At 46.0% G+C, this 26,845-nt stretch carries 20 protein-coding genes; 15 read left to right on the top strand and 5 right to left on the bottom strand.

The window, feature by feature from the left end:
• Nucleotides 1-16 precede the first annotated feature (16 nt).
• The 6 genes from hisS to NL645_RS12475 all read left to right on the top strand — a co-directional run bounded on the left by hisS (nucleotide 17) and on the right by NL645_RS12475 (nucleotide 6,332).
• A complete protein-coding gene (gene hisS / locus NL645_RS12500) occupies nucleotides 17-1,285 on the top strand; it encodes a histidine--tRNA ligase (protein WP_253651786.1) in 1,269 nt (422 codons plus the stop codon).
• A 126-nt stretch (nucleotides 1,286-1,411) separates the two neighbouring features.
• Complete coding sequence (locus tag NL645_RS12495) at nucleotides 1,412-2,026, top strand: YfgM family protein (protein ID WP_005391529.1); 615 nt, start codon at nucleotides 1,412-1,414, stop codon at nucleotides 2,024-2,026.
• A 12-nt stretch (nucleotides 2,027-2,038) separates the two neighbouring features.
• On the top strand, nucleotides 2,039-3,199 hold the full coding sequence (gene bamB / locus NL645_RS12490; protein WP_253651785.1) for an outer membrane protein assembly factor BamB: 1,161 nt from the start codon (nucleotides 2,039-2,041) through the stop codon (nucleotides 3,197-3,199).
• Nucleotides 3,200-3,366: 167 nt separating this feature from the next.
• A complete protein-coding gene (gene der, locus NL645_RS12485) occupies nucleotides 3,367-4,863 on the top strand; it encodes a ribosome biogenesis GTPase Der (protein WP_005391527.1) in 1,497 nt (498 codons plus the stop codon).
• 59 nt (nucleotides 4,864-4,922) lie between these two features.
• The gene (locus NL645_RS12480) at nucleotides 4,923-5,798 is read left to right on the top strand and encodes an alanyl-tRNA editing protein (RefSeq protein ID WP_253651784.1); all 876 of its coding nucleotides are present in this window, start codon (nucleotides 4,923-4,925) and stop codon (nucleotides 5,796-5,798) included.
• A gap of 309 nt (nucleotides 5,799-6,107) precedes the next feature.
• Nucleotides 6,108-6,332 (top strand): zinc ribbon domain-containing protein, encoded by a 225-nt coding sequence (locus NL645_RS12475; protein WP_012842112.1) that lies wholly within the window; start codon nucleotides 6,108-6,110, stop codon nucleotides 6,330-6,332.
• A gap of 13 nt (nucleotides 6,333-6,345) precedes the next feature.
• On the opposite strand, the gene xseA is transcribed toward NL645_RS12475, so the two are convergent.
• Nucleotides 6,346-7,677, bottom strand: a complete 1,332-nt coding sequence (gene xseA, locus NL645_RS12470) for an exodeoxyribonuclease VII large subunit (RefSeq protein WP_253651783.1) — start codon at nucleotides 7,675-7,677, stop codon at nucleotides 6,346-6,348.
• 231 nt (nucleotides 7,678-7,908) lie between these two features.
• Between xseA and guaB the strand changes: the two genes are divergently transcribed.
• The 5 genes from guaB (at nucleotide 7,909) to NL645_RS12445 (ending at nucleotide 15,406) form a co-directional block, all read left to right on the top strand.
• The gene (gene guaB, locus NL645_RS12465) at nucleotides 7,909-9,375 is read left to right on the top strand and encodes an IMP dehydrogenase (RefSeq protein ID WP_005391524.1); all 1,467 of its coding nucleotides are present in this window, start codon (nucleotides 7,909-7,911) and stop codon (nucleotides 9,373-9,375) included.
• A 99-nt stretch (nucleotides 9,376-9,474) separates the two neighbouring features.
• Complete coding sequence (gene guaA / locus NL645_RS12460) at nucleotides 9,475-11,028, top strand: glutamine-hydrolyzing GMP synthase (RefSeq protein WP_005391523.1); 1,554 nt, start codon at nucleotides 9,475-9,477, stop codon at nucleotides 11,026-11,028.
• A gap of 165 nt (nucleotides 11,029-11,193) precedes the next feature.
• The gene (locus tag NL645_RS12455) at nucleotides 11,194-12,717 is read left to right on the top strand and encodes a Na+/H+ antiporter NhaC family protein (protein ID WP_253651782.1); all 1,524 of its coding nucleotides are present in this window, start codon (nucleotides 11,194-11,196) and stop codon (nucleotides 12,715-12,717) included.
• A 212-nt stretch (nucleotides 12,718-12,929) separates the two neighbouring features.
• A complete protein-coding gene (locus NL645_RS12450; RefSeq protein ID WP_253651781.1) occupies nucleotides 12,930-14,633 on the top strand; it encodes a chitinase in 1,704 nt (567 codons plus the stop codon).
• Nucleotides 14,634-14,815: 182 nt separating this feature from the next.
• Nucleotides 14,816-15,406, top strand: coding sequence for a GPR1/FUN34/YaaH family transporter (locus tag NL645_RS12445; protein WP_005391518.1), 591 nt, complete (start codon nucleotides 14,816-14,818; stop codon nucleotides 15,404-15,406).
• A 99-nt stretch (nucleotides 15,407-15,505) separates the two neighbouring features.
• Here the strand turns inward: NL645_RS12445 and NL645_RS12440 are convergent, their stop codons facing one another.
• Together NL645_RS12440 and NL645_RS12435 are read right to left on the bottom strand one after the other, a co-directional pair.
• Nucleotides 15,506-17,053 carry a sodium:alanine symporter family protein gene (locus NL645_RS12440; RefSeq protein ID WP_253651780.1) on the bottom strand — a complete coding sequence of 516 codons (1,548 nt, stop codon included), beginning with the start codon at nucleotides 17,051-17,053 and terminating at the stop codon, nucleotides 15,506-15,508.
• 309 nt (nucleotides 17,054-17,362) lie between these two features.
• The gene (locus NL645_RS12435) at nucleotides 17,363-18,619 is read right to left on the bottom strand and encodes a D-amino acid dehydrogenase (protein WP_048626052.1); all 1,257 of its coding nucleotides are present in this window, start codon (nucleotides 18,617-18,619) and stop codon (nucleotides 17,363-17,365) included.
• Nucleotides 18,620-18,725: 106 nt separating this feature from the next.
• Between NL645_RS12435 and NL645_RS12430 the strand changes: the two genes are divergently transcribed.
• Nucleotides 18,726-19,643, top strand: coding sequence for a LysR substrate-binding domain-containing protein (locus NL645_RS12430; protein WP_253651779.1), 918 nt, complete (start codon nucleotides 18,726-18,728; stop codon nucleotides 19,641-19,643).
• Nucleotides 19,644-19,706: 63 nt separating this feature from the next.
• Here the strand turns inward: NL645_RS12430 and NL645_RS12425 are convergent, their stop codons facing one another.
• Nucleotides 19,707-21,452, bottom strand: a complete 1,746-nt coding sequence (locus NL645_RS12425; protein WP_253651778.1) for an amidohydrolase — start codon at nucleotides 21,450-21,452, stop codon at nucleotides 19,707-19,709.
• 289 nt (nucleotides 21,453-21,741) lie between these two features.
• On the opposite strand from NL645_RS12425, the gene NL645_RS12420 reads away from it, so the two are divergent.
• From NL645_RS12420 to NL645_RS12410, 3 genes are all read left to right on the top strand, one after another.
• Nucleotides 21,742-23,010 (top strand): O-acetylhomoserine aminocarboxypropyltransferase/cysteine synthase family protein, encoded by a 1,269-nt coding sequence (locus NL645_RS12420; protein WP_253651777.1) that lies wholly within the window; start codon nucleotides 21,742-21,744, stop codon nucleotides 23,008-23,010.
• A 208-nt stretch (nucleotides 23,011-23,218) separates the two neighbouring features.
• Nucleotides 23,219-24,550, top strand: coding sequence for an aspartate aminotransferase family protein (locus NL645_RS12415; RefSeq protein WP_253651776.1), 1,332 nt, complete (start codon nucleotides 23,219-23,221; stop codon nucleotides 24,548-24,550).
• Entirely contained in the window at nucleotides 24,541-25,380 is an 840-nt protein-coding gene (locus tag NL645_RS12410; RefSeq protein ID WP_253651775.1) for a 3-keto-5-aminohexanoate cleavage protein, read from the top strand. Before NL645_RS12415 ends, NL645_RS12410 begins: the two co-directional genes overlap by 10 nt.
• Before the next feature lie 70 nt (nucleotides 25,381-25,450).
• Here NL645_RS12410 and NL645_RS12405 read toward each other — a convergent pair whose 3' ends face one another.
• On the bottom strand, nucleotides 25,451-26,818 hold the full coding sequence (locus NL645_RS12405; protein WP_253651798.1) for a Na+/H+ antiporter NhaC family protein: 1,368 nt from the start codon (nucleotides 26,816-26,818) through the stop codon (nucleotides 25,451-25,453).
• Nucleotides 26,819-26,845: the final 27 nt, after the last annotated feature.

Here is a 26,845-nt window from a genome sequence, read left to right as displayed (position 1 = left end):
AATTACGGTAAGTATTGTGGCAAAAACAATTCAAGCAATTCGAGGCATGAACGATTGCCTCCCAACTCAGTCTCCACTGTGGCAGAAACTAGAAAACACAGTGAAAAATGTAATTAGCGCATACGGTTATAACGAAGTGCGCATGCCAATCGTTGAAGAAACAAACCTATTCAGCCGCGCTGTTGGTGAAGAGACAGACGTCGTTTCAAAAGAAATGTACACCTTTGATGATCGTAACGGAGACAGCCTAACACTTCGCCCTGAAGGTACGGCGGGTTGTGTACGTTCATGTATTCAAAACAGCCTGATCAACCGTGACGAACAGCGTCTGTGGTACATGGGGCCTATGTTCCGTCATGAGCGTCCGCAGAAAGGTCGTTACCGTCAATTCCACCAGTGTGGTGTTGAGGTGTTTGGTCTAAATGGTCCAGATGTTGATGCAGAGCTTATCATGATGACGGCGCGTCTATGGCGTGAGCTAGGTATCAATGAACATGTTCGTCTTGAGCTGAACTCTATCGGTTCTCAAGAAGACCGCGCAGACTACCGTACTGCACTGGTTGCGTTCCTTGAGCAACATATTGATGTGCTAGACGAAGATTGTAAGCGTCGCATGCACACGAACCCACTGCGTGTTCTGGATACGAAGAACCCAGACGTTCAAGCTATTTTAGGTGACGCACCTCGCCTTTCAGATTACTTAGGTGAAGAATCTAAAGCACACTTCGCAGGTCTATGTGAACTTTTAGACGCCGCAGGTATCGAATACACAGTTAACGAACGTCTAGTTCGTGGTCTGGATTACTACAACCGCACGGTATTTGAATGGATCACTGAAAGCCTAGGTGCTCAAGGCACCGTTTGTGGCGGTGGTCGCTACGATGGTCTTGTAGAGCAATTAGGAGGTAAACCAACACCAGCAGTTGGCTTTGCAATGGGCCTAGAGCGTCTTGTTCTGATGCTAGAAACACTAGAACTAACAGACGTTCGTCGCAGTGTGGATGTTTACGTAGTAACAGCAGGCGAAGGCACCATGATGGCAGGAATGAAGCTAGCAGAGCAGCTTCGTGAGTCTATCCCTGGCGTTCGTGTGATGAATCACTTCGGTGGCGGTAACTTCAAGAAACAGTTTAAACGTGCAGACAAAGTTGGTGCTGTTATAGCATTAGTTCTGGGTGAAAACGAAGTTGCGGATAACACCGTAGTACTGAAAGACTTGGCCGGTGGTGAGCAAGAGACTTGCAACCAAGCAGAAGTTGCAGAAAAGATCGCAGCACTGATTTAAGTCTTTTAGTAATCTAACAAAATTACATCCTAGTTCGTAAGCTAAGGCTCCCAAATGTGGAGCCTTTAAACGAAATAGGAACAATGGCAGCTAAGCTGCCATTTACATGTTTTAAGAGGACAGGAAGTGGAACTTTACGATACTGAAGAACAACAAGTTGAAGCCATTAAAGACTGGTGGAAGGAAAACGGCAAAGCCGTCATCATCGGTGCGGTTGTTGGCTTAGGTGGTCTATTTGGCTGGCGTTACTACCAGGATTCTGTGATTCAGGCGAGTGAAGCAGCTTCTCAAAGCTACACGACAGCAATGAATGCTTTGCAAGATAAAGGTACTGATGCTCAAGCTGACGTGAAAGCTTTCATTGAGTCAAATGAAGTAAAAGAATATTCAGTATTGGCTGCGCTACAACTTGCTAAAGCACAAGTTGAAGCTCAAGATCTTTCTGCTGCATTAGAGCAATTGAAGTGGGCGCAAAGCAACACCCAAGATGCTGCGCTGTTACCATTGATTAGTTACCGCATTGCGCGCATTGAAACGGAAATGGGTAACTTTGACGCTGCAACGGCAGAGCTAAGTAACGTCACTGATGCAGCATGGACAGGGCGTATTGCTGAACTTCGTGGCGATATTGCGATTCGCCAAGGTGACAAAGATGCCGCATACGCTGCGTATACTGAAGCTCAGCAAGCGGCAGACGCAAGCCCGACGCTACAAATGAAATTGGACGATCTGGCGAAATAAGGACCGCATTGGATGAAAAGAGTCTTTAACAAAGCCTTGTTAGGGGTGTTAACAATGGGAGTGCTTGCCGGTTGTGCTGGTGAGAAGGATACCATTGTAATGGCGCCACTACCTCAGGTAGACAGTGAATTTACAACCAGTAGTGAGTGGAGCACATCGGTTGGCGATGGTGTTGGTCATTACTTTTCAAAGCTATCCCCTGTATTTGCGAATGATACATTGTTCGTGGCAAGTCGCGATGGCTTAGTAAAAGCGCTGGATCCTGAAAACGGTAAACAACGTTGGCAAACGGACCTAGAAGAAGATGTAATTGCTCGTCTCTCTGGTGGTATCACAGCAGCATACGGAAACCTTTACATTGGCTCTGAGAATGGTGAAGTCATCTCTCTTAACCAAGAAACAGGTGAAGTTGTTTGGCGTGTGAAAGTTGGTGGTGAGGTACTGGCGAAGCCAGTTGCAGATTCAGGCCTTATTATCATCAATACTAGCCGAGGCATGTTGATTGCACTTAATGAGAGTACAGGTGAGCAACGCTGGGCATTGAGTACAGAAGTGCCGAACCTAACTTTACGTGGCGACAGTACTCCGACTGCAATTGGCGGCGGTGTATTTTGGGGAACGGCAAATGGCCGACTCGCAGCTGCTATCGTTGAGCGTGGTCAGCTGATTTGGCAACAGCCTGTTGGTACGCCAAAAGGCGCGACAGAAATTGATCGTTTGGTTGATGTTGATTCATCGCCAATTGTGCTAGGCGGTACTCTTTTCACCATTGGATACAATGGTCAACTTATCGCCATTGACTTGCGTTCAGCGAACCCGATTTGGAAGCGTAATTACTCATCTGCAACAGATATTTCTACAGATGGTAGCCGCATCTTTGTGATAACGGAAAAAGATCATGTTGTTGCCGTTGATTCACGAAGTGGGACTGAGTTGTGGGAAAACAGCTTGCTTGAGCACCGACAACTTACAGCGCCAGTTATTGTCGGCAATTATCTCGTTGTCGGTGACACGCTTGGTTACCTTCACTGGATGGATCGTTCAACAGGCGAATTTGTTGCGCAGCAGTTTATCGATGATAGCGGCTTGGCCGTTGGCCCGACTTTATTGTCGGATGGTTATGTGATTACAACTCGCAACGGCGATGTAAAGAAACTAACCATTAACGAATAATATCGTGATATAATTCACATTCGGCTCCTGGCTGGTGACAGCTAGGAGCCGTTTTGTTGTTTGAATTTATTAACCCTGACGTGGTTATAGGTAAAAAGCTGGTTTGATTTGGCATCGAGCAAGTCGTTACCTATAACTACAGAAGAAAGATTATTGTAGAGGTTGTTATGGTACCTGTTGTAGCTCTAGTAGGGCGTCCGAACGTAGGTAAATCTACACTATTTAACCGATTGACTCGCACTCGTGACGCGTTGGTTGCGGACTTTCCAGGCCTAACGCGAGACCGTAAGTATGGCCAGGCGAGACTTGGTGAAGAGCACGAATTCATTGTGATTGATACCGGCGGTATTGATGGCACAGAAGAAGGCGTGGAAACAAAGATGGCAGAACAGTCATTAGCCGCGATTGATGAGGCTGATGTTGTATTGTTCCTTGTTGACGGTCGTGCTGGTCTGACTCCTTCAGATGCAGCAATTGCTGCGCATCTGCGTAAAATTGAAAAGCCAGCGATGCTGGTGGTAAACAAAATAGATGGTATTGATGCCGATGCGGCGTGTGCTGATTTTTGGCAGCTCGGCGTGGATGATATGTATCAGATTGCCGCCGCTCATGGCCGTGGTGTGACTGCTCTGCTTGAGCGTGCTTTATCTCCATTCTTTGATGATCTATTAACAAGTGAATCTGAAGAAGGTGAGATTGAAGACCTGACTGGATTCGAAGACGAAGAGCCTCTTGTTGAAGATTACACTGAAGAAGACGCAGAAGCTGAATTCAAGCGCCTTCAAGAGCAGCCGATTAAGTTGGCGATCATCGGTCGTCCTAACGTAGGTAAATCGACACTGACTAACCGTATTCTGGGTGAAGAACGTGTAGTTGTATACGATATGCCTGGTACGACGCGTGATTCTATCTACATCCCGATGGAGCGTGATGGACGCGAATACGTACTAATTGATACCGCAGGTGTTCGTCGTCGTGGTCGTATCAATGAAACGGTTGAAAAGTTCTCTGTTGTTAAGACGCTGAAAGCGGTAGAAGATGCAAACGTCGTTCTACTGGTGATTGATGCACGTGAAAATATTTCAGACCAAGACCTAAGCTTGCTTGGTTTTGCACTGAATGCTGGCCGCTCAATTGTCATCGCCGTTAACAAGTGGGATGGTCTAGACAGTGATGTGAAAGAAAGCGTGAAGAAAGAACTGGACCGCCGTCTAGGATTCGTCGATTTCGCGCGTATCCACTTTATCTCTGCGCTGCACGGTACTGGCGTTGGTCACTTGTTTGAATCTATCCAAGAAGCATATAACTCGGCGACAACGCGCGTGGGTACGTCAGTACTGACGCGTATCATGAAGATGGCAGTGGATGATCACCAGCCGCCAATGGTTCGTGGTCGTCGTATCAAACTCAAATACGCACACGCAGGTGGTTACAATCCACCGATCGTTGTTATCCACGGTAACATGGTTCGTGAATTGCCAGATTCGTATAAACGTTATCTGATGAACTACTTCCGTAAGTCTCTGGAAATTATGGGAACACCGATTCGCATTAACTTCCACAACAGTGATAACCCATACGAGAACCGTACGAATAAGCTTACGCTATCACAAGAGCGTAAACGTAAGCGTATGATGTCGATGGTGAAAAACCGCAATAAATAATGAAATTCGAATACCCAAGTTTCTACTTGGGTATTTTTTTATCAAAAGTAATCGTAAAAATGACTATCACAGCAACAAAGACTCGTTTTTGTCATCAAACATGGCAATTAGAAGCACAAATACAGCTCGTTCAATCTACGGAAGAAGTGACTTACGTTATTACAGATGTCACGCCGTTCCATCCCGTTAGTCACATATGGCCGGATCACCCTGCAGACAAAGGAACGTTGAAGGTGAATGGGGCTGAACATGACGTGGTAGATTGCCAAGTTGGAGCAGTGGAGCAGGAAAGTGGTGCTCTGTATGTGGGTAGTGACATTCCTGTAAAGCGTGATGCTGAAGGTTGGGTGTTTGTCGTCGTGCATGTTTTATCACGTACGGAATCACTTGCAATTAATGACTTGGTGACATTAGTGGTAGATAAAGACTATCAAAATGCTTTGAGCCGAGGCCATAGTGCAGGACACTTAGCGTATTTGGCGTTGAATAAAGTGCTAGCGGAAGGCTACTGGCGAAAAGACGCAGACCGCAAAGACCCGCATGGTTATTATGACTTTAATAGCTATGCGCAAGTTACGAGTTATGTCACTCCAGACAAGTGCCTCGATACGTACCGTTTAGGCAAAACACTTCGTAAAAGAGGATTAAACAGTGCAGATATGCTGAATGACCTCCAGGCGATTGCAGAAAAAGTGAATGGCCAACTGGGTGAATGGCTTCAAAGAGATGTGATGATCACCATGGAATGCCATGGCGACAGATTAACGGATTCTCGCTATTGGAAGTGCGATTTAGGGGAAGGTCAATTAGCGGTAATCCCTTGTGGTGGAACGCATGCTAGCCATTTTAATGAGTTTGCTTTTATCCAAGTTAAACTCGTTGAGCTCGACGCTCAAACTATCGAAATGCACACCAATGTAAACGCGGCTTTCTGAATAAGATCTTTTTATTAAACTCTAATTTTACGTCTAATTAAATTAACTTAAGGGTTTTTATGCTGCCTTAAATTGGAATGCAGAATATGTAACTTATGCTTTCGGTGTGTGGTTATATAAATATTCTTTTAAGGGGTGATCGCTGATCAAGGAGTAAATATCAGACGATCAGTATAAGATCCTATGTATCAAGTATGGTTAGCGTCTCGTGAAACTTGTTGGGGCGGTGATGAAGATCAACATACTTGTTCGTTATTTTGAGTAGCATGCGTTACTCGAAATTGCTTAGTTTAGAGAGAGGAACGGGATATGCAGCAGAACATTTGCCCGACTTGCAATGTCGAACTGGAATGGACAGGACAATACCATTGTGCACAGTGTGAATCGGATTTTAAAAAAGTAGGTTTTTGCCCTGATTGTGAGGCGGAGCTGGAGAAGCTGCAAGCATGCGGTGCTGCGAGCTACTTTTGTAATGTGTGTAATGAACTCAAATCAAAATCACGTGTCCGATTTGAGTTCCAGAAAATCAGTTAACCAGAGTTTGTATTCAGTTAACGGTAGAACGAACGTCGCCTTCGGCTAATCGAGTAATCAATACATCTCCCGATTTTACATCTGAAGATTGAGTAATCACTTTACCTTGCTCAGTTTGAGTAATTGAGTAACCTCGTTTCAATGTCGCTAGCGGGCTGACGGTGTCTAACTTCTCTGCAGCAATCGCGAGTTGATGGCGCATAGTCAGTAACTTGCGATCCATTGCATCCATGAGCTTTTGCTCAACACGTTCTAGCTTCGACTTCTGCTCGGCAAGGCGTGTTACAGGAGAATTTAATTGCAGCCGATAATGTTGACGCTCGATTCGCTGTTGACGCAAGGCAATAAAACGACTCATCGCTCGCTGTAAGCGCATGTCCAACTCATCTAACTGTTGCGTCTGACGCAGCAAGCGATAGCTTGGGTGCTGTCTCTCTAGACGGTGCACTAATTGCGCAGATTGCTGCTTTTGTTGTGCTAGGTAGTAACGCATCGCGCTCGCTAACTTATGCTGGCGGGTAACTAAAGCTTGATCTTTGTGGCTGTTATCACGGCTTACTAGCTCAGCTGCTGCTGATGGAGTAGGCGCGCGTACGTCGGCGACAAAATCAGCTATTGTCACGTCGACTTCATGTCCAACGGCGCTAATAATAGGAATTTGGCTTGCTGCAATCGTGCGAGCTAATATCTCGTTGTTAAAGCACCATAAGTCTTCCAATGAACCACCACCTCGGCCCACAATTAGCACATCACATTCATCACGGCTGTTAGCGCGACCAATGGCTTGTGCGATTTGAATGGCTGCATCTTCACCTTGTACCACTGTCGGATAAATCACAACGGGTAGGGAAGGATCACGACGTTTCAATACGTCTAAGATATCGTAAAGCGCGGCACCAGTTTTCGATGTGATGACGCCAACACGTTTTGGGTGTTCAGGCAAAGGTTGCTTATTGGTTTGAGCGAACAACCCTTCTGCGGCAAGCTTCATTTTCAGCTCTTCAAACTCTTGCTGAAGACGGCCGTCACCTTCCGGCTGCATGCTTTCGATGATCAATTGGTAGTCACCGCGAGGCTCATAAAGAGAAAGACGAGCTTTTACTAGGACTTGATTACCGTTAGCGGGCTTGAAAGTAACGCGGCGATTGTTACCACGAAACATGGCACATTTAACTTGAGCGCGAGAGTCTTTAAGAGTGAGGTACCAGTGACCAGAGACAGGAGCTGAAAAGTTGGATATCTCTCCGACGAGCCAAACGATCCCCATTTCGTTTTCAAGGAGTAAACGAACTTCTGCGTTGAGACGAGAAACAGTAAAGATGTTTTGATTGGTCTTGGAGAGCACAGCTAATCTCTTAGACGTGAGTATGGAAATTAGCGGCAATATAATACATAGCAAGGGGGTAATTGCAAGAAAAAAATTAAAAAATTTGTGGTCAAGCGATTGCGTTAACCGTATAATCCCTCCGCAATATCTAATCCAAATGTAGCTTGTTGCTAACACAGGTTACCCTCATTATGCGAAACGATGAGATTGGATTGTTCTTTTTACTCCTCTAATTGTGAGATATTGCAAATGCTAAGAATTGCCAAAGAAGCGCTGACATTCGATGACGTACTACTTGTGCCAGCACACTCCACCGTTCTCCCAAACACAGCTGATCTTCGCACTCAGCTAACTAAGAACATCACCCTAAACATCCCAATGATTTCAGCGTCTATGGACACTGTTACTGAAGCTCGTCTAGCGATCGCGCTAGCGCAAGAGGGTGGCATTGGCTTTATCCACAAGAACATGTCTATTGAGCAGCAGGCAGCCGAAGTTCGTAAAGTTAAGAAGTTCGAAGCTGGTATGGTAACTGACGCGGTTACTGTAAACCCTGACGCGACCATCGCTGATGTTGTTGCGCTCACTGAAAAGCATGGTTTTGCAGGTTTCCCTGTTGTCACTGAGAGCAATGAGCTTGTTGGTATTATCACTGGTCGTGACGTTCGTTTTGTGACGGACCTTTCTAAGAAAGTATCTTCAGTAATGACGCCAAAAGAGAAGTTGGCAGCGGTTAAAGAAGGTGCTACACGAGAAGAAGTGCAAGAGAAAATGCACGAAGCTCGCGTAGAGAAAGTATTGGTTGTGAATGATGAGTTCCAACTAACCGGTATGATTACTGCGAAAGACTTCCACAAAGCAGAACGTAAACCAAACGCATGTAAAGATGAGCGTGGTCGCCTACGTGTTGGCGCAGCAGTTGGTGCTGGTGCTGGTAACGAAGAGCGAGTTGCTGCACTAGTTGAAGCTGGCGTTGACGTTCTACTTATCGACTCTTCACACGGTCATTCTGAAGGTGTTCTAAGCCGCATTCGTGAAACACGTGCAGCTTACCCAGATCTAGACATCATCGGTGGTAACGTAGCAACAGGTGCTGGTGCTAAAGCACTAATCGAAGCTGGCGTAAGCGCAGTGAAAGTTGGTATCGGCCCTGGTTCTATCTGTACAACTCGTATTGTAACGGGTGTGGGGGTTCCACAAATCACTGCAATCGCAGATGCTGCAGAAGTGGCTAATGATTATGGTATTCCAGTTATCGCTGACGGTGGTATCCGTTTCTCAGGTGATATCTGTAAAGCAATCGTAGCGGGCGCATCATGTGTGATGGTTGGTTCTATGTTTGCTGGTACTGAAGAAGCGCCAGGTGAAGTGATTCTATATAACGGCCGTTCTTACAAGTCTTACCGTGGCATGGGTTCTCTTGGTGCAATGTCTCAAGGTTCTTCTGACCGTTACTTCCAGTCTGACAACGCAGCGGACAAGCTAGTACCAGAAGGTATCGAAGGTCGTATCGCATACAAAGGCCGTCTAAAAGAGATCGTACACCAACAAATGGGTGGTCTACGTTCAAGCATGGGTCTAACTGGTTCTGCAACTATCGAAGATATGCGTACGAAAGCTGAATTTGTACGTATCTCTGGTGCTGGTATGCAAGAGTCTCATGTACACGATGTTCAAATTACTAAGGAAGCACCGAACTACCGTCTAGGGAACTAATTACCTAACGGAAACGTTTGCTTTTTCCTTGAAGCATTAAGAAGAGGCGAGTACACTCGCCTCGGTTTTAATCACTTAGCCTTAAAAAGACTGCTCAAAATGACTAAAAATATCCATGACCAACGTATTCTGATCTTGGACTTCGGTTCTCAGTACACTCAATTAGTAGCACGCCGCGTACGTGAAATCGGCGTTTACTGTGAACTATGGAGCTGGGATGTAGAAGAAGCGGATATTCGCGAATTCAACCCAGATGGCATTATCCTATCTGGCGGTCCAGAAAGCGTAACGGAAGAGAACTCTCCACGCGCGCCTCAATATGTGTTTGATTCTGGTGTTCCTTTACTTGGCGTATGTTACGGCATGCAAACTATGGCGGAACAACTAGGTGGCAAAGTAGCAGGCTCTAACGAACGTGAGTTTGGCTACGCTCAGGTTAAAGTTTCTGGTGAATGTGCCTTATTTAAAGATCTTGAAGCAACTCAAGACGTTTGGATGAGCCACGGCGACAAAGTAGTAGAGATCCCAGCCGATTTCGTAAAAGTTGGTGAGACAGACACTTGTCCTTACGCTGCGATGGCGAACGAAGAGAAGAAATACTACGGCGTTCAGTTCCACCCAGAAGTGACACACACAAAAGGTGGCCTACAAATGCTTGAGAACTTTGTTCTTGGCGTATGTGGCTGTGAGCGTCTATGGACATCGGAATCTATCATCGAAGACGCGGTTGCTCGCATTAAAGAGCAAGTGGGTGACGACGAAGTTATCCTAGGCTTATCTGGTGGTGTGGATTCATCTGTTGTTGCGATGCTGGTGCACCGCGCAATTGGCGACAAGCTAACGTGTGTATTTGTCGATAACGGTCTACTTCGTTTAAACGAAGGTCAACAAGTGATGGATATGTTTGGCGATAAGTTCGGCCTAAACATCATCAAAGTTGATGCAGAAGATCGTTTCCTTGAAGCACTGAAAGGCAAGTCTGACCCAGAAGAGAAGCGTAAGACAATCGGCCACGTATTCGTAGATGTATTCGATGAAGAGTCGAAAAAGCTAAAAAATGCAAAATGGCTAGCGCAAGGTACCATCTACCCAGACGTAATCGAGTCTGCGGCATCTAAGACTGGTAAAGCGCACGTGATCAAATCACACCACAATGTGGGCGGTCTACCAGATGAAATGGAAATGGGTCTTGTTGAGCCACTACGTGAGCTGTTCAAAGATGAAGTACGTAAGATTGGTCTAGAGCTAGGCCTGCCTTATAACATGCTTTACCGCCACCCATTCCCAGGTCCAGGTCTAGGTGTTCGTGTTCTTGGTGAAATCAAGAAAGAATACTGTGACTTGCTACGTCGTGCTGATGCTATCTTCATTGAAGAGCTTCACGCTGCAGACCTATATGACAAAGTATCTCAAGCGTTCACGGTATTCCTACCAGTTCGCTCTGTAGGTGTAATGGGCGATGGCCGTAAATACGACTGGGTTGTATCACTGCGTGCAGTAGAAACCATCGACTTTATGACGGCACACTGGGCGCATCTACCATACGACTTCCTAGGTAAGGTATCTAACCGTATTATCAACGAAGTTGATGGCATCTCACGTGTTGTTTACGATATTTCAGGTAAGCCACCAGCGACTATCGAGTGGGAATAATTTTCCTCTAGACTGTTGAGTTTATAAGAACCAGCCTCCGGGCTGGTTTTTTTGTGCTTCAAATTTGTGAAGAGGGGACTCAACTTTTTTATAGGAGATATATACATGCGGTAAAATTAAATATATATTCATTTTAATTGTTTAAATATTATAAATGGTATTGCTATGGAACAGGCTGATGTTACCTCTCTCATTCCCATCCTTATTACTCTTTTCCTCGCTCTGACGACGAGAAATGTCGTCGTTGGTTTATTCGCTGGTGTGGTCAGTGGCGTCGCTATGCTTGAAGGGACATTTGTCGAAAAAGGACCACTAGACTCGTTTAGTGCGTTGATGAAAAGCTATCTACTGCCGCAACTTACCGATAGCTACAACGCTGGTGTGATTTTGTTATTAGTGTTCATTGGTGGTTTCGTTGCGCTGATGGAAAAGTCTGGTGGTGGTGTTGCTTTTGCTAAAAAGGTTACTCAATGGGTGGCGAGTAAATGCCAAGCTCAACTGTCCGCATGGTTTGGTGGTGTGGTTATTTTCTTCTCTGACCTTGGTACACCGTTGATTGTTGGTCCTGTTTTTCGCCCTTTATTTGATAAGTTAAAAGTATCACGCCAAAAATTAGCTTTTATTATCGATTCTACTTCCTCTCCCGTCGCAATCTTGATTCCTTTTATCGGATGGGGCGTTTACATCATGGGGTTGATTCAAAAAGAGTTTACTGCCCTGAATGTCAGTATGAGTGACTGGGATGCTTTCATTGGCGCGATCCCGTATCAGTTTTACGCCTTTCTTGCGATCGCGATTGTGCCGATTGTCTCTTTCTTCAAATTAGATTTCGGACCGATGGCGAAGGCTGAACAACTAGTAGAACAGGGCTCCGACTTTGGGAAAGTTCAGGAATCGATGAATGTATTTACGCATAAAAATGCAAAATCCAGTTTTGTCTGGGCGCCTTTGCTCGTTATGCTGGTGGTCCTATGTACCATCCTCGTACCACACGGTTTTCCTTTTCAAAAAGTGGCGGGCTCAACGTTTAGGGCTGCGCTGTCTTCTGCATACTTCTTCGCCGCCTTCACTTTAATTGCGCTGATGGCGTTTTATGGCGTAAGAAAACTCTCTGATGGCATTCAGGTTTACCTAAAAGGGATGTCGAACATGATGTCTGTAGCCGTGATTTTGGTATTGGCTTGGGCACTTAGCTCGGTTGGGAAAGAATTAGGTGCAGCTGCATACATTGCTGAACAAGCTCAAGCCGGTTTCCCGTATTGGCTATTGCCAGCAGTCGCCTTTTTGCTTGCTGGTATTATTTCGTTTGCGACGGGATCATCTTGGGGGACATTTGCCATCATGATGCCATTGGTGATCCCAACGGCCGTCGCGATTGATGCTCCTTTGTTAGTTTGTATTGGTGCAGTGTTATCTGGTGGCCTGTTTGGCGATCACTGCTCGCCAATCTCTGAAACTACGATTTTGTCGTCAACAGGAGCTGGGTGTGAGCAGTATGAGCACTTCCGTACACAGTTGCCTTACGCATTACTCAATGGAATGATTGCATTAGGGTGTTTCCTTTTAGCTGGAATCAACGCCTCGCCAGTGATTGTGCTTGCCGCTATTGTTGCTCAGTGTGTGGTTTATTTTGTGTTGTCTAAACAAAAATCAACCGCGCAGCTAGACGTGGTTTCGGCAGAACAATAAAGATAGAAATATCATAAAGCGGAGGCTCATTGGGTCTCCGCTTTTCTTTTGAGTCAAGGTAACATTTTTCTTGTGACAAAATGTGTGCGAGGACTTATTTATTCATTTTGTCTCGCAGAATCAAAGCACTTAGCTCGGCGTTTTGTATATATGATCCACTATATGTCTAGTTATTCCTTGTATATTGTATTGTTAAAATCCGGAGACTAGACATGTTTGCACTCAAACATCTTCCTCTTGCATTGAGTTGTGTCCTAGCTGCACAAGCGAATGCGAGTATGAATATCCAGCCCGATCCGCAGAATCCAAACGGTTATGTCATTGCTCGTGGTGACGTTCAAGCCGTAGAGCAAAGCAAAACCTCTGACCCTATGTATGCCATTTGGTCACAAGCATTAGAGACGCGCCCGAACTCAGTGGTGGAGGCGATTGTTCCTGGAGCGGCAACCAATCCAGAAAACGTGAAGCGTGTAGAGCGTGTGTTCCCTGAAAGTGAGTGGGACTTCCTGACTCAAATGGCGGCACCTGAATATACTTACACGCGTTTCCTACGTGCAATTGGTAAGTTCCCAGCATTCTGTGGTGAGTACACGGATGGTCGAGATTCGGATGCGATTTGTAAAAAATCGATCGTGACAGCCTTTGCTCACTTTGCGCAGGAAACTGGTGGTCATATTTCGATTGATAACGTATCGGATAACCCTCTTGGATTGGAAGAGTGGCAGCAAGCTTTGGTTCATGTGCGTGAAATGGGCTGGTCAGAAGGTCAAGAAGGTTACACGACAGGTTGTGGTCAGAATGACTGGCAAAATAAGCGTTGGCCATGTGAACCAGGACAAGGTTACTTTGGACGTGGTGCTAAACAGCTTTCTTACCATTTTAACTATGGCGCGTTCTCTGAAGTGATGTTTGATGGTGATGCATCTGTATTGCTAAAAAATCCAGGCTTGGTTGCGGATTCATGGCTGAACTTGGCATCGGCTATCTGGTTCTTCCTAACTCCACAAGCACCGAAACCTGCAATGCTGCATGTGATTGACCGTACTTGGGTGCCTTCACAGCGTGAGCTTGATGCTGGCATTGGTTACGGCTTTGGTACCACCATCAACGTGATCAATGGTGGTATTGAGTGTGGTGAGCAAAACAAGGATAAAGGTCAACCTGTTAACCGTATTCGTTATTGGGAAGGTCTTGCCGCCCATTATCAAATTCCAATTGAAGCTGATGAAACAAACACTTGTTGGCAGCAGACGCCTTACGGCAGTCTGAACCTAAATGGTGCGACAGACGTGCTTTACACCAACTGGGATGGTAACTGGAAATACTACTCAGATCGTCCGGGAGGTCACTCATTTGAATGTGAGCTGGTTGGTTTCCAAACTGCTTACTCTGCGCTAGTTGCGGGTGATTATGAGAAGTGTGTAACTAACTTTTACCAATCTCATGCGGGGTGGCCAGAAGTTCGTGTGGTTGAAAAACTAGACCCTGTTGATCCGGTCGATCCACCTGTAGGTGGCGTGGCGGCTTGGGATGCAGGTAAAGTGTATAACACAGGTGATCAAGTCTCTTACCAAGGTGCTGTTTATGAAGCGAAATGGTGGTCACAAGGTAATGAACCCACGCAAGGTGACCCGTGGAAGTTGGTCTCAGGCACTCCGACAGAGCCGCCAACAACGGAACCTGAACCGCCGGTGACTGAGCCAGAACCGCCCGTCACAGAACCTGAGCCACCAGTAACCGAGCCAGAACCACCAGTGACAGGTAATTTTATTCAGTGGGAGCCGGGCGTAACGCAAGTCGCTAACGGCGATAAAGTGACGTACCAAAACAAATGTTTTGTTGCGAAAAATGGTCCAGGTGTGTGGGAAAGCCCAACGCAAAGTAACTGGTTCTGGGACGAGATCTTTTGCCTGTAGTTGATTGAAAAATAGTCTAACCATCTATAAAGACTCTGCTTTTTAGCGGGGTCTTTTTTTATTTGAGTGGTTGCTTATTTATGGAATCTAAGTTTTCAATAACAGTTTTTCTCTTTTGTTCTGGCGCCCATTAAAATTCGCGCGCATTTTTTATCAACATTTTTGAAAAAAGGTATTTGTACATGTCGACAAAACTGGCTAACCCAGCACCGCTAGGTCTAATGGGTTTCGGTATGACCACTATTCTGCTTAATATTCATAATGCAGGATTTTTCCCAATTGACTCTATGATTCTAGCGATGGGCATCTTTTACGGTGGCCTTAGCCAAGTAATCGTTGGCATCATGTGCTTTAAACGCGGTGACACGTTCGGCACAACTGCGTTTACTTCTTACGGTCTATTTTGGCTAACATTGGTTGGTCTAATCGTAATGCCTCACATGGGTCTCCCTGCAAGCCCTGCAAGCTTTATGGGTTGGTACCTAGCGCTTTGGGGCATCTTCACTGGTTTCATGTTCATTGGTTCTCTATGCTACCCAACAGCGAAGCAAGTTGTATTTGGTTCTCTAACTATCCTGTTCTTCTTGCTTGCTGCTCGTGATTTCACTGGTAGCGAAGTGATCGGTGCTATCGCTGGCTTCGAAGGTATCTTCTGTGGCGCAAGTGCAATTTACTTCGCAATGGCGCAGGTACTAAACAACGAATTTGGTCGTGAAGTTCTACCTGTAGGTAAAGCAAAAATCGCTCGTAAAGTTGAAGCTGTCGCTGCTTAATCCTTTACACATAATGCAGAAAAGGGGATTAACCAATGGTTAATCCCCTTTTTTATGCCCTTAAACGGACCACTGCTTTTTCTTGTTTATGCGTTAAGGCTATGTTGATGGTTGTTCTACAGTTTCTGTAGTACTGTTGTCTGCCGTTGGTGCCTTACCCGTTTTACGCTTGTACTTATCTTCCCAGTAATCTGCGCCTTTAATGCCTAGCGCTACAGGGTTGAATGTAAAGTCGGTCACACCACGTTTTTGTTGTTCCTCGTAATCGTTCAATGCTTTGAGAGCTGGTTTTGACATAAAGAAGATGATCAAAATACCGACGATGTTAAGCCATGCCATTAGACCTACACCTACATCACCCATCGCCCAGGCTAAGTTGGCGGTTTTCACGGTTCCGTAGAACACGGATGAAATAATGATGACTTTCAGAATAAACATCAGCCCATTTACTTTGAATGTACGACGAATGTAAGCAATGTTCGTTTCTGCAATGTAGTAGTAAGCCAGAATGGTCGTAAACGCAAAGAAGAAGAGTGCGATTGCGATGAATGGCTTACCCACGCCAGGTAGTGCACTTTCGATCGCCATTTGCGTAAATACAGGACCATTCGCACCAATATCAGCTGGTAGGTTTTGAATTAGGAACGTACCTTCAACTGCACCATTTACGTTGTACGCGCCAGTGATAAGAATCATAAACGCGGTTGCTGAACACACAAGTAGTGTATCGATGTAAATAGAGAAAGATTGAACAAGACCTTGCTGAGCTGGGTGATCAACACTCGCTGCAGCTGCAGCGTGAGGACCTGTACCTTGACCTGCTTCGTTGGAGTAAACGCCACGTTTTACACCCCAACCGATTGCCGCACCAACACCTGCCATTGGTGTGAACGCGTCACCAATGATCATGCCGAAAATGCGTGGAACCTCACCAATGTTTAGAAGGATGATGACAAATGCAGTGATGATGTAAGCCAGCGCCATAAATGGCACAACGATTTGGGTAAAGTTCGCAATACGTTTTACGCCACCGAAGATGATGAAGGCCAGAATGACACAGACAACCGTACCAGTGAAAATTTTAGCAAAACTGAAGGTACCAATAGCGGTTTCAATCATGTCACCTGAGCCAAATGCTGCTTCTACTGCGTTACCGATGCTGTTCGATTGAACGCCTGGAAGTAGAACACCACATGCAAAGATGGTTGCGATAGCGAAGATCCAAGCGTACCATTTTTGTCCCATTGCTTTTTCAATGTAGTAAGCAGGACCACCACGGAATTCACCTTCGTCTTCTTCTTTATAGATTTGTGCAAGTGTCGACTCTGCGTATGCGGTTGCTGCACCAAAGAAGGCAACGACCCACATCCAGAATATGGCGCCTGGTCCACCAAAACCGATAGCGGCAGCAACACCAGCAATGTTACCTGTACCTACACGGCCAGATAGTGAAACGGCAAGTGCCTGAAATGATGATATCCCTTTTGTTGAACTCTTCCCTGAAAGTAATAAGCGCCACATCTCAAAGAAGTGACGAATTTGTACAAAACGCGTCATGATTGAATAGAACAAACCTGCACCAAGGCACAAATAGATCAGTACCGGGCTCCAAATAATTCCATTCAGAAAATCAACTAATGACTGCATGAGTATTTTCCCTGTTAGTTGTGTTTGTGGTTGTTTTTCACACAATACATTACCCTTTATGTAATGCAATTGTTAACTTTTTTGGCTATAAATCCTTTGTAGCGTGATGGTGAACACAGAATGGAGAGTGATTGTTAAAATTTAGTTCTTGTTGCTTATTTGCTCCTTTGGGGTAGAAGATTTGTCTGATGATTAAATATGCAGCATATTGTTATTAAAATGTGCTGCATATTTGATGAGTTAAAAATGCCAAATGTTATGCATTTTGTAGAGTAAAGGCCTGTTTGTTTTTTTTATGCAGATATGTCCTTATGCATAACGGCAAAGGTTAAGCTCTGTGTCATCCATCACTTTCGCTTTTTCGCCAGCCATAATGCTCGCTAGCAATTGGCCAGAACCACAAGCCATAGTCCAACCCAGAGTGCCGTGTCCGGTGTTAGTAAAAAGGTTATCGTATTTAGTTGCGCCAATAATCGGTGTGCCATCAGGCGTCATTGGTCTAAAGCCACTCCAAAACTCGGCTTGGTTAAAGTCGCCGCAGCGAGGGAAAAGATCACGGATGACCATTTCGATGGTATTTTTTCGTTTTTGCGGAAGGGAGGCATCAAACCCTGCTAATTCTGCGGTGCCCGCTACGCGAATTCTGTCATCAAACCGAGTCATGGCGACTTTATAGGTTTCATCCATCACAGTAGAGCGAGGAGAGAAGTGCTCATCTTCCATTGGGATGGTGAGCGAATAGCCTTTTACTGGATAGACAGGAATCTCAATGTCGATTTGCTTGAGTAGCGCTGTAGAATAGCTGCCAGAGGCAACTACATATTGGTCCGCTTTAAACTGTCCTCGGTTCGTTTGGACACCCATGATCTTTTTACCTACTGTAACCCAATTGCTTACTTCGGTATCGAACTCGAACCTGACGCCATGGGCCTTAGCGAGCTCTGTGAGTTGTTGGCAAAACTGATAGCAATCGCCTGTTTCGTCATCTGGCAGGTGCAAGCCACCAACCAGCTTATCTTTCACAAGATCCAGTCCAGGTTCTTGTTCAATGCAGCGTTCTACGTCCATCAACTCAAACCGAGTCCCGCTTTGCTCTAGAAGCTGCATATCCTTTTCAATGGCTTGCAGCTGTTGAGGCGTTCGAAATACTTGCAAGGTGCCGAACTGGCGACCTTGATATTCAATGGCATGTTCTTGACGTAATTGTTCCAGACACATGCGGCTGTGGTTAGCAATAGAAAGCATGCGAGCTTTGTTGACTTGATAGCGAGACAGGGTGCAATTGGCCACCATCTTACTTGCCCAACTGATCATATCGGCATTGAGGGTTGGTTTGATTTTGAGTGGAGCATGCTCTTCCATTAACCACTTTATGGCTTTAACAGGAACACCAGGCGCAGCCCAAGGCGAAGAATAGCCATACGAGATCTGCCCAGCATTGGCGAAACTTGTTTCCATTGCACTGCTTGGTTGACGGTCAATAACGGTAACTTGATAGCCTGCTTGAGATAAATACCAAGCAGAGGTTAAGCCGATGACGCCGCTGCCTAATACGATGACTTCCATTGATGTACTCCACACATTTATCTGAGTGGTTAGTTTCTTTTCTTTACCTTTTGTTAACAATCGATATAAATTACATACAGCGTTTAGAAAAACTATAGGCTCAAGGATGAGAAGTAATTTAATAAGTGGCTTGTGTCTGTTTAGCCAAGTCGCGGAGCACAGCAGCTTTACTGGCGCGGCTAAGTTTTTGCACCTCACTACGGGAGCCGTGAGCCAACAAATTATTCATTTGGAAGCGTTATTAGGTTTTACTTTATTTGAACGCCATTCCCGCGGTATTCGTTTAACCGCTAAAGGCACTCAGTTACACCAAGCGACGCAGTTTCACTTTTCCGAGCTGAGCAAACTGCTTGATGAGCTCAAAGTAGAAAAGCACACCAATGAGATTCGCTTAAAATTAACGCCTTCTTTTGCTTTTAAATGGTTAGTCCCAAAGCTGGAAAGTTTTCATCACGAGAACCCGGATATCCAAGTGCAAATCTTCGCGGAAGGGGCGTTAGTGAATAGTGAGATAAAAGATTATGACGTCGCGATAGACTATGGTCTTCATCCTTACCGAAATGCTAACGCGGAGTTGATTTTGGATGAGCAACTGCTGCCCGTAATGAGTCCGAAGTACCTTGAGGATCATGGTTGGCTAAAAGTGCCTTTTGATGAACAAGAGTCCTCAATGTCAGTGAAGAAATGGCAGGAGGCGACGCTACTACACGATGCGATGCCATGGGAAAAAGCGACGCGTGACTATGAGTGGCTATATTGGGCGTCAGCAATGGGATTAGACTTTAAAACCGATGTTGGACACTTTTTCAATAGAACGGATATGGCGATGTCTGCGGCGGAAGCAGGAGTTGGGATTGCGATGGCACGAATGGCACTGATTGAGGATGAATTGACGACAGAGCGTTTAGTTTCTCCCTTTCAGCCGGTTCCAGCCAATGCAGGGTACTACTTGATCATGAACACACGAAGCCAGTCCACAAACAAGTTTCGTACTTGGTTATTACAGCAAGTGGCGAACAAATAGATAAAGTGCTTGGTGAGTCAGATAGAAAACACCGCCTCGATAACGGCGGTGTTTTATTTTGGATTACTGTCGTTGATAAACCGATTCGCCTCGGCTGATGGTTTCTTCCACGTTTAGGTCTTTTAGCGCCTTAGGTTCAATCTTCATCGGGTTGTTATCGAGGATGATTAAATCCGCATTCTTACCCACCTCGATAGAACCTTTATACGACTCCTCAAAGTGTTGGTAAGCCGGCCAAATCGTCATGGCTTGCAGTGCGGTATACGTGTCAACGCGCTGATCTGGCCCCAGTACTTTATCGGTTCTGGTGGTGCGATTGACGGTCGCATCCAATACTCGGAATGAGCTTGGCAGCGCCACAGGTGCGTCATGGTGTGTACTGAATTTTAACCCCGCTTTTCTCACCGCTTGAGTTGGTGAAATGAAATCGGCACGAGGATGGCCGAGTACCGAGTCCACATGCCAGTCACCCCAATAGAAAGTATGCATTGGGAACAAGGAAGGGAAGATGCCTTGCGCCGCTAAGCGATCCACTTGGTCTTGGCGCATGGTTTGGCCGTGAATGAGTACAGGTCGGCGGTCTTGCTTTCCTAGCTTTTCATTTGCTTTGGTCACTGCGTTGATAAATTGCTCGATCGCCGCGTCACCATTGGCATGCGTCAGCACTTGCCATTCATTTTTAAAGGCTGTTTCTACGTAATCGTAAGCTTGTTGATCTTCGAAAGTTGGGTAGCCAGCGTAGTCTTTATCTTGTCCATGTGGTGGGTGGAAGTAAGGCTGACTTAGCCATGCCGTTTTACCTTGTGGAGAGCCATCAAAGTTCAGCTTTACGCCACCGATGCGGAAATGGTTGGTGTACTCTGGCGTGTTGTATTCCGAGTCCATAAAATCACTGCTCGATACCATATCGGCGTACGCAACCAAGTCGATCATCAGTTTGTCGTTTTTCGACGCGCGTTTCATCGCTTCATAACCTTCCGATGTTGCTCGTCCTTCTTGAGCCGTGGTATAGCCATATTTCGCGTACATACCTTGCGAGGCTTCTAACATGCGATCTTGAAGTTCAGAATCAATCAACTTATTGAGGTTGAACAGCATTGCAAAGTGCGCGTTTTCTTCTAGAACACCATTTGGTTCTTGGCTGTTTTCCATTCGGCGGATAATGCCACCTTTTGGATCTTCCGATTCTGATGTGATACCTGCTAGCTCTAACGCTTTACTGTTCGCGACACTCAAATGCCCCGAAGTATGGATGATTAATACAGGCTTATCTGTGCTGACTTTATCGAGATCCGCTTTGGTAGGGTAGTAATCCAGTTGGGCGTCGTCGTAACCAAAACCTAAAATCCAACCCGTTTTCTCAATGAATAGGCGTTGCGTATCATTGTTCGCGGCATTTTTCAGAGTTTCGATGATTCTCGCCACGGTATCGGCTTCGCCATCAGGAGATGGCAGCACGTTTGCGACCATGGCTTGCAGACCAACACCATACACATGACTGTGCGGATCAACAAAGCCAGGCAACATAGTTCTGCCTTTTAAGTCGATCAACTGTGTTTTACCGAACTTGTGTTCCATCGCTCCATCTTTGCTGCCGACATAAATGATTTTCTCGCCTAATGTGGCGACGGCTTCGGCGTACTCTGGCTTATCGCCTGCCATGGTTAGGATGTCGCCACCATAATAAATTTTGTCTGCGGCGGTTACTTTTAGCGGCTCGGCGACGGCTTCTACTTCTTTCGCTTCTTCAGAAAAACACCCCGTTAAAGCAAGCCCAGAGAGGGCAATAGGGATCCAGTTTTTGTTCATCGGTCATCTCCATACAGAGTAAGGTTTTTGCCTATTGCCCCCATCTCAATGAGTTTGAGAACTCAATAGGTCACATTCACTTTAGTTCATATTGAAGGATGATTATCAACAAGATTAAAGACTTTCAATCAAGCGCAAGTTATACCTATCGATGAATATCAAAAATGTTACCTTTTCCCATTTCATAAACGTTTCAGGACTTGGGCAATGTGACCCATAACGAGGTTCTGTGGTTAAAAAGTCGGCATGATAAGTCCACGATTTATCTCGATGACGCTCAAGGAAGAACATGAAAGACGAAACGCTATCCATCCATTTTGGTTACGAAACTGACCCTACCACTAAATCTGTCGCGACACCGATTTATCAAACGGTCGCGTACGAGTTTGATAACGCGCAGCACGGCGCTGATCTGTTTAACTTGGAAGTACCGGGGAATATCTACACTCGCATCATGAATCCGACTAACGACGTTCTGGAAAAGCGCATGGCGGCGTTAGAAGGCGGCATTGCCGGGTTGGTCGTGAGTGCGGGGAGTGCAGCGATTAACTATGCGATTCTGACGTTAGCACAAGCGGGCGATAACATCGTCTCTACGCCGCAACTTTATGGCGGTACTTACACCTTGTTTGCGCACATGTTGCCAAATCAGGGGATTCAGGTGAAGTTTGCCAAAGATGACAAACCAGAAAGTTTGGCTGAGTTAATTGATGAAAATACCAAAGCGGTGTACTGCGAGAGCATTGGTAATCCAGCCGGTAATATCATTGATTTAGAACGCGTAGCAGAGCTTGCTCACGCACAAGGCGTACCTGTGATTGTGGATAACACCGTCGCGACACCAGTGCTGTGCAAACCCATCGAGTTCGGTGCGGATATCGTCGTTCACTCCCTCACTAAATACGTTGGTGGGCATGGCACCACATTGGGTGGCGTGATTGTAGATTCCGGTAAATTCCCTTGGGCGCAGCACAAAGGCCGCTTTCCAGTTTTCAACCAACCAGAACCTTCTTACCACGGCGTGGTGTATACCGAAGCGTTTGGTGAGGCGGTATTTATCGGGCGCGCGCGTACCGTACCATTGCGTAATACCGGTTCGGCATTATCACCGATGAATGCATTTATGCTTATTCAAGGGCTAGAAACGTTACCGCTGCGTATGGAGCGCCATACCGAGAACACACTCAAAGTGGCTGAATTCTTGGAACAGAATGACAAAGTCAGTTGGGTAAGTTATGCCGGATTACCAAGTTCTGAACACTTCCATCTCGCCGAAAAATACATGAAAGGTAAGCCTTCTGCGATTTTGTCGTTTGGTTTAAAAGACGGTTATGACGCTGGTGTGCGTTTTTATGATGCTTTGAAAATCTTTAAGCGTTTGGTGAACATTGGCGATGCAAAATCATTGGCTTGCCATCCTGCATCGACGACTCATCGTCAATTGAGCGAAGCAGAACAAAAACAAGCTGGTGTGTCTCCAGAGATGATTCGTTTATCGGTGGGTATTGAACATATTGACGATATTCTAGCCGATTTAGAACAGGCACTAAACGCGTAAAACGATTCTGTTTTTAGCTTTGGGTTACCCATAGGCCAGCCTTTAAAAAAGCTGGCCTATTTTTATTTTATTGTTTAAATATCAAGGGTTTTGGTGTTTTTGGTTTGTGGTATTCCAAAAGCTCATAGAGGGTGAGGTTTATTCTCTTGTCACGTTTGGGTTTGTTCCTGATGATGTGTGCAAGTATTACACATTGGAAGGGACTCAAATGTCTTACGTATTTCACCGTCATTGCCATGCCACGCTACCAATCATCGATAGAGGTGAAGGTGTTTATCTATTCGATAAGCATGGAAAGCAGTATCTCGATGCTTGTGGTGGTGCTGCGGTATCAAACCTTGGCCACAGTCATCACGCCGTTAAAAAAGCCATGTTGGAACAGATCGAGCGAGTGCCATTTGCTCATACTGGATTTTTTACTAGTGACAACAGTGAGCGCCTAGCAGAATTGATTTGTCAGCACATGCCTGAACAGTTCAACCATGTGTATTTAGTCAGTGGCGGATCAGAAGCGGTGGAGTCGGCACTAAAAATGGCGCGGCAGTATTTCGTGGAATCAGGTAAGCCAGAGAAAAAGCAATTCATCGCGCGTCAGCAAAGTTATCACGGCAATACCTTGGGGGCTTTGGCTGTCGGAGGTAATGAATGGCGACGTGAACCGTTCAAACCCATCTTACACCCGAGCCATCATATCGCCCCTTGCTATGCTTATCGTTATCAGCAGAGTCATGAGTCGGAATTGGATTACTCATTGCGAGCGGCGAATGAGCTAGAGGCAAAAATTCTTGAGTTGGGGGCTGATAATGTCATGGCTTTTGTCGCCGAGCCCATTGTGGGTGCCACCGCTGGAGCTGTGCCTGCAACGCAAGGCTATTTCAAGCGTATTCGCGAAATATGCGACCAATACGATGTGTTATTGATCTTGGATGAAGTCATGTGTGGCGTTGGACGCAGTGGCAGTTTTTTTGCGTTTGAGCAAGAAGAGGCAGAGCCCGATCTGGTTTGTATGGCTAAAGGGCTTGGTGCGGGTTATCAACCTATTGGCGCGGTGGTTGCGAATGATCGAGTCTATCAAGCTATTGCTGATGGAAGCGGTTTTTTCCAACATGGTCATACTTTTATGGCGCACCCTGTGGCGTGCGCTGCCGCCGTGGCAACCATTGAAACCATCTTCCAAGATGATTTATTAACGGCGGTGAATCAGCAAAGTGCTTTGCTGCGTAATGAGCTTACTTCTGTATTGGCCCATTTACCATACATTGGCGACATTCGTGGTAAAGGCTTGTTTTTTGGTATTGAGCTGGTGGCGGATAAAGAAAGCAAGTCGCCTCTGAGTAAAGCCACATTGGCAGACAAACGTATCAAACAGCGAGCAATGGAAAATGGCTTAATGTGCTACCCAATGGGCGGAACGATTGATGGCGTTAATGGGCACCATATTTTGCTCGCACCGCCTTTCATTGTTCAGCCTCACCATATTGATGAACTAGTCGGCAAACTCTCACTGACGTTAAAAGAGGTGGCGGAGACATGGAAGTAGCAAACCAATATTTGCGAGAATCTATCGCCATTATCGTGGCTCCAAACGGCGCAAGAAAAACCAAGCATGATCACGCCAACTTACCCATGACAACGGACGAACTGGTTGCAGAGGGTATCGCTTGTCAAACAGCAGGGTCTGCCATGATCCATTTGCATGCTAGAGACGCCAAGGGACGTCATTCATTAGACATCGATGACAACATGGAAATTTACCATGCCGTGAAAGAAGCGGTGGGAGAAACCATGATGGTTCAGCTCACCACAGAAGCGGTGGGTTTATATTCTCCGCCACAACAGAGGGCGTTAGTCAAAGCTGTGAAACCTGAAGCGGCTTCTTTCGCATTGAGGGAGTTAATCCCTGATCGAGCAAGTGAGAAAGAAGGGCATGCCTTTTTCCATTGGGTGGCTGAAAACAACATCGTGAGCCAAATTATTCTCTACGATGCAAACGACATTGAACGTTATTTCCAACTGCGTGATGCGGGTGTGTTACCTAAAACGCATCAGCATGCATTAGTGGTGTTAGGGCGTTATCACCAAGCTCAACAGTCTTCGCCATGGGATTTACGAGGCTTGAATTTGGCGCGTTTTGTCGAGGAAGAAATTCGATGTGCCATTTGTGCTTTTGGCGCGCGAGAGCAAGACTGTTTAGCGAGTGCGATGTTACTTGGATTCGATGTGAGAGTGGGGTTTGAGAACAACCACGTCGATGTGGCAGGCGAATTAGCAATCAGTAATGCGGCTCAGGTGGAAGCTCTACGCGATGTGGCTAGACACTTTGCGATTCCTTTACACAGTGCGCAAAGTTTGCGTTCAGTTTTGAAGTAAATCTGTTCGCGGCAAGGGAAATAAAGAAGAAAGTAAAAAGGCTCCATCGGAGCCTTTTCGGTATTTGTCGTTAGTTTTCGGTTTGCACTGCGGGTTGGCGTGCTGGGTGTTTGATAAACACCGCCACAACGGCTGCAATTGCCAGCGCGAAACAGTAGTAAGAGTTGGCAACCACTTCTAATGGAGAAAGGTTAAATACTGAGCCTAGCAACAATACTTGCGCGCCGTAGGGCAAAATGCCTTGTACCACGCACGAGAAAATATCCAACAAGCTTGCTGAGCGACGAGGAGAGACATTGTTCTCTTCCGCCAACTGGCGCGCCACGCTACCCGATACGATGATGGCGACCGTATTATTTGCCGTGCAACCATTCACCATAGAAACCAAGCCCGCGATACCTAGCTCACTTGCGCGGCTGTTCGCGTGTTTTGAATGGCTAGAGCCAAACGCGTGGATAAGGCTGCTAACGAAATTGGTTAGGAAAGCAAGACCGCCTTGACGACGCATCAGTTCACTCAAACCTCCAATTAGCATGGACAACAAGAAGATCTCTTGCATGTTGCCAAAGCCTTTGTATACGTCTTGGGCTAGATTAGTCAGTCCGTAATTGTCAATCGATGCCAAGCTCACGCCGCCAGCCAAAAGGATACCAATCGACAGAACCACAAACACATTCACACCAGATACCGCTAGGATCAAAATAGTGATGTACGGCAAGACTTTTAGCCACTCAATATCGCCAGTTGCAGGCACTTGAGTCGCTGTACTGTTGAAAGCGAACACTGCAATCGCGATCAACGCCGCAGGCAAAGCAATACGAATGTTCTCTTTAAACTTGTCTTTCATCTCACAACCTTGAGAGCGTGTCGCCGCGATGGTGGTGTCAGAGATGATAGAAAGGTTATCACCAAACATAGCGCCGCTCAGCACAACGCCTGCGGTTAACGGTAAGCTCATTCCTGCTGATTCAGCAATGCCTAACGCTACGGGTGCAACGGCTGCGATGGTACCCATCGAAGTGCCCATTGCTGTTGCGATAAAAGCAGAAATCAGGAAAATGCCCGGTAAAATCATACTGGTTGGAATTGCGGATAAACCAAGGTTCACCGTTGCATCAACACCGCCAGAGGCTTTTGCTACCGCAGCAAAGGCACCAGCAAGCAGATAGATCATACACATTGCGATGATGTCTGGGTGGCCAACACCACGCATGAAGTGTTCGATTGAGCGGTTAAGTTTCTCTTTACTTAAAAGAAACGCAATGATGATGGCTGGTAATACCGCGATGGGTGCAGGCAGCTGGTAGAAGGCAAATTCAACGCCTTGCAAAGATAAGTAAGTGCCTACGCCAATAAACAGCGCAAGGAATACAATCAATGGGATCAGTGCGACCGCAGAAGGTGCAACTGTTTTAGTTGTTTGTTGGGAACCGGACATGTAAACGACAATGTTAATAATAAGAGA

Source organism: Vibrio sp. Y51_MX_L26 (assembly GCF_024181935.1).
GTDB lineage: Bacteria > Pseudomonadota > Gammaproteobacteria > Enterobacterales > Vibrionaceae > Vibrio > Vibrio diabolicus.
The sequence above is the reverse complement of the archived record's forward strand: the minus strand, read 5'-3'. Positions and strand labels throughout refer to the sequence as shown.

Excerpts from the sequence above, each read along its gene's own strand:
- NL645_RS12440 (WP_253651780.1), bottom strand. The coding sequence starts at position 17,053 with ATGCAGTCATTAGTTGATTTTCTGAATGGAATTATTTGGAGCCCGGTA.
- NL645_RS12430 (WP_253651779.1), top strand. The coding sequence starts at position 18,726 with ATGAGAAGTAATTTAATAAGTGGCTTGTGTCTGTTTAGCCAAGTCGCG.
- NL645_RS12450 (WP_253651781.1), top strand. The coding sequence starts at position 12,930 with ATGTTTGCACTCAAACATCTTCCTCTTGCATTGAGTTGTGTCCTAGCT.
- NL645_RS12420 (WP_253651777.1), top strand. The coding sequence starts at position 21,742 with ATGAAAGACGAAACGCTATCCATCCATTTTGGTTACGAAACTGACCCT.
- NL645_RS12445 (WP_005391518.1), top strand. The coding sequence starts at position 14,816 with ATGTCGACAAAACTGGCTAACCCAGCACCGCTAGGTCTAATGGGTTTC.
- NL645_RS12425 (WP_253651778.1), bottom strand. The coding sequence starts at position 21,452 with ATGAACAAAAACTGGATCCCTATTGCCCTCTCTGGGCTTGCTTTAACG.
- NL645_RS12410 (WP_253651775.1), top strand. The coding sequence starts at position 24,541 with ATGGAAGTAGCAAACCAATATTTGCGAGAATCTATCGCCATTATCGTG.
- guaB (WP_005391524.1), top strand. The coding sequence starts at position 7,909 with ATGCTAAGAATTGCCAAAGAAGCGCTGACATTCGATGACGTACTACTT.
- NL645_RS12480 (WP_253651784.1), top strand. The coding sequence starts at position 4,923 with ATGACTATCACAGCAACAAAGACTCGTTTTTGTCATCAAACATGGCAA.
- NL645_RS12415 (WP_253651776.1), top strand. The coding sequence starts at position 23,219 with ATGTCTTACGTATTTCACCGTCATTGCCATGCCACGCTACCAATCATC.
- guaA (WP_005391523.1), top strand. The coding sequence starts at position 9,475 with ATGACTAAAAATATCCATGACCAACGTATTCTGATCTTGGACTTCGGT.
- bamB (WP_253651785.1), top strand. The coding sequence starts at position 2,039 with ATGAAAAGAGTCTTTAACAAAGCCTTGTTAGGGGTGTTAACAATGGGA.
- der (WP_005391527.1), top strand. The coding sequence starts at position 3,367 with ATGGTACCTGTTGTAGCTCTAGTAGGGCGTCCGAACGTAGGTAAATCT.
- NL645_RS12455 (WP_253651782.1), top strand. The coding sequence starts at position 11,194 with ATGGAACAGGCTGATGTTACCTCTCTCATTCCCATCCTTATTACTCTT.
- NL645_RS12475 (WP_012842112.1), top strand. The coding sequence starts at position 6,108 with ATGCAGCAGAACATTTGCCCGACTTGCAATGTCGAACTGGAATGGACA.
- NL645_RS12405 (WP_253651798.1), bottom strand. The coding sequence starts at position 26,818 with ATGTCCGGTTCCCAACAAACAACTAAAACAGTTGCACCTTCTGCGGTC.
- NL645_RS12435 (WP_048626052.1), bottom strand. The coding sequence starts at position 18,619 with ATGGAAGTCATCGTATTAGGCAGCGGCGTCATCGGCTTAACCTCTGCT.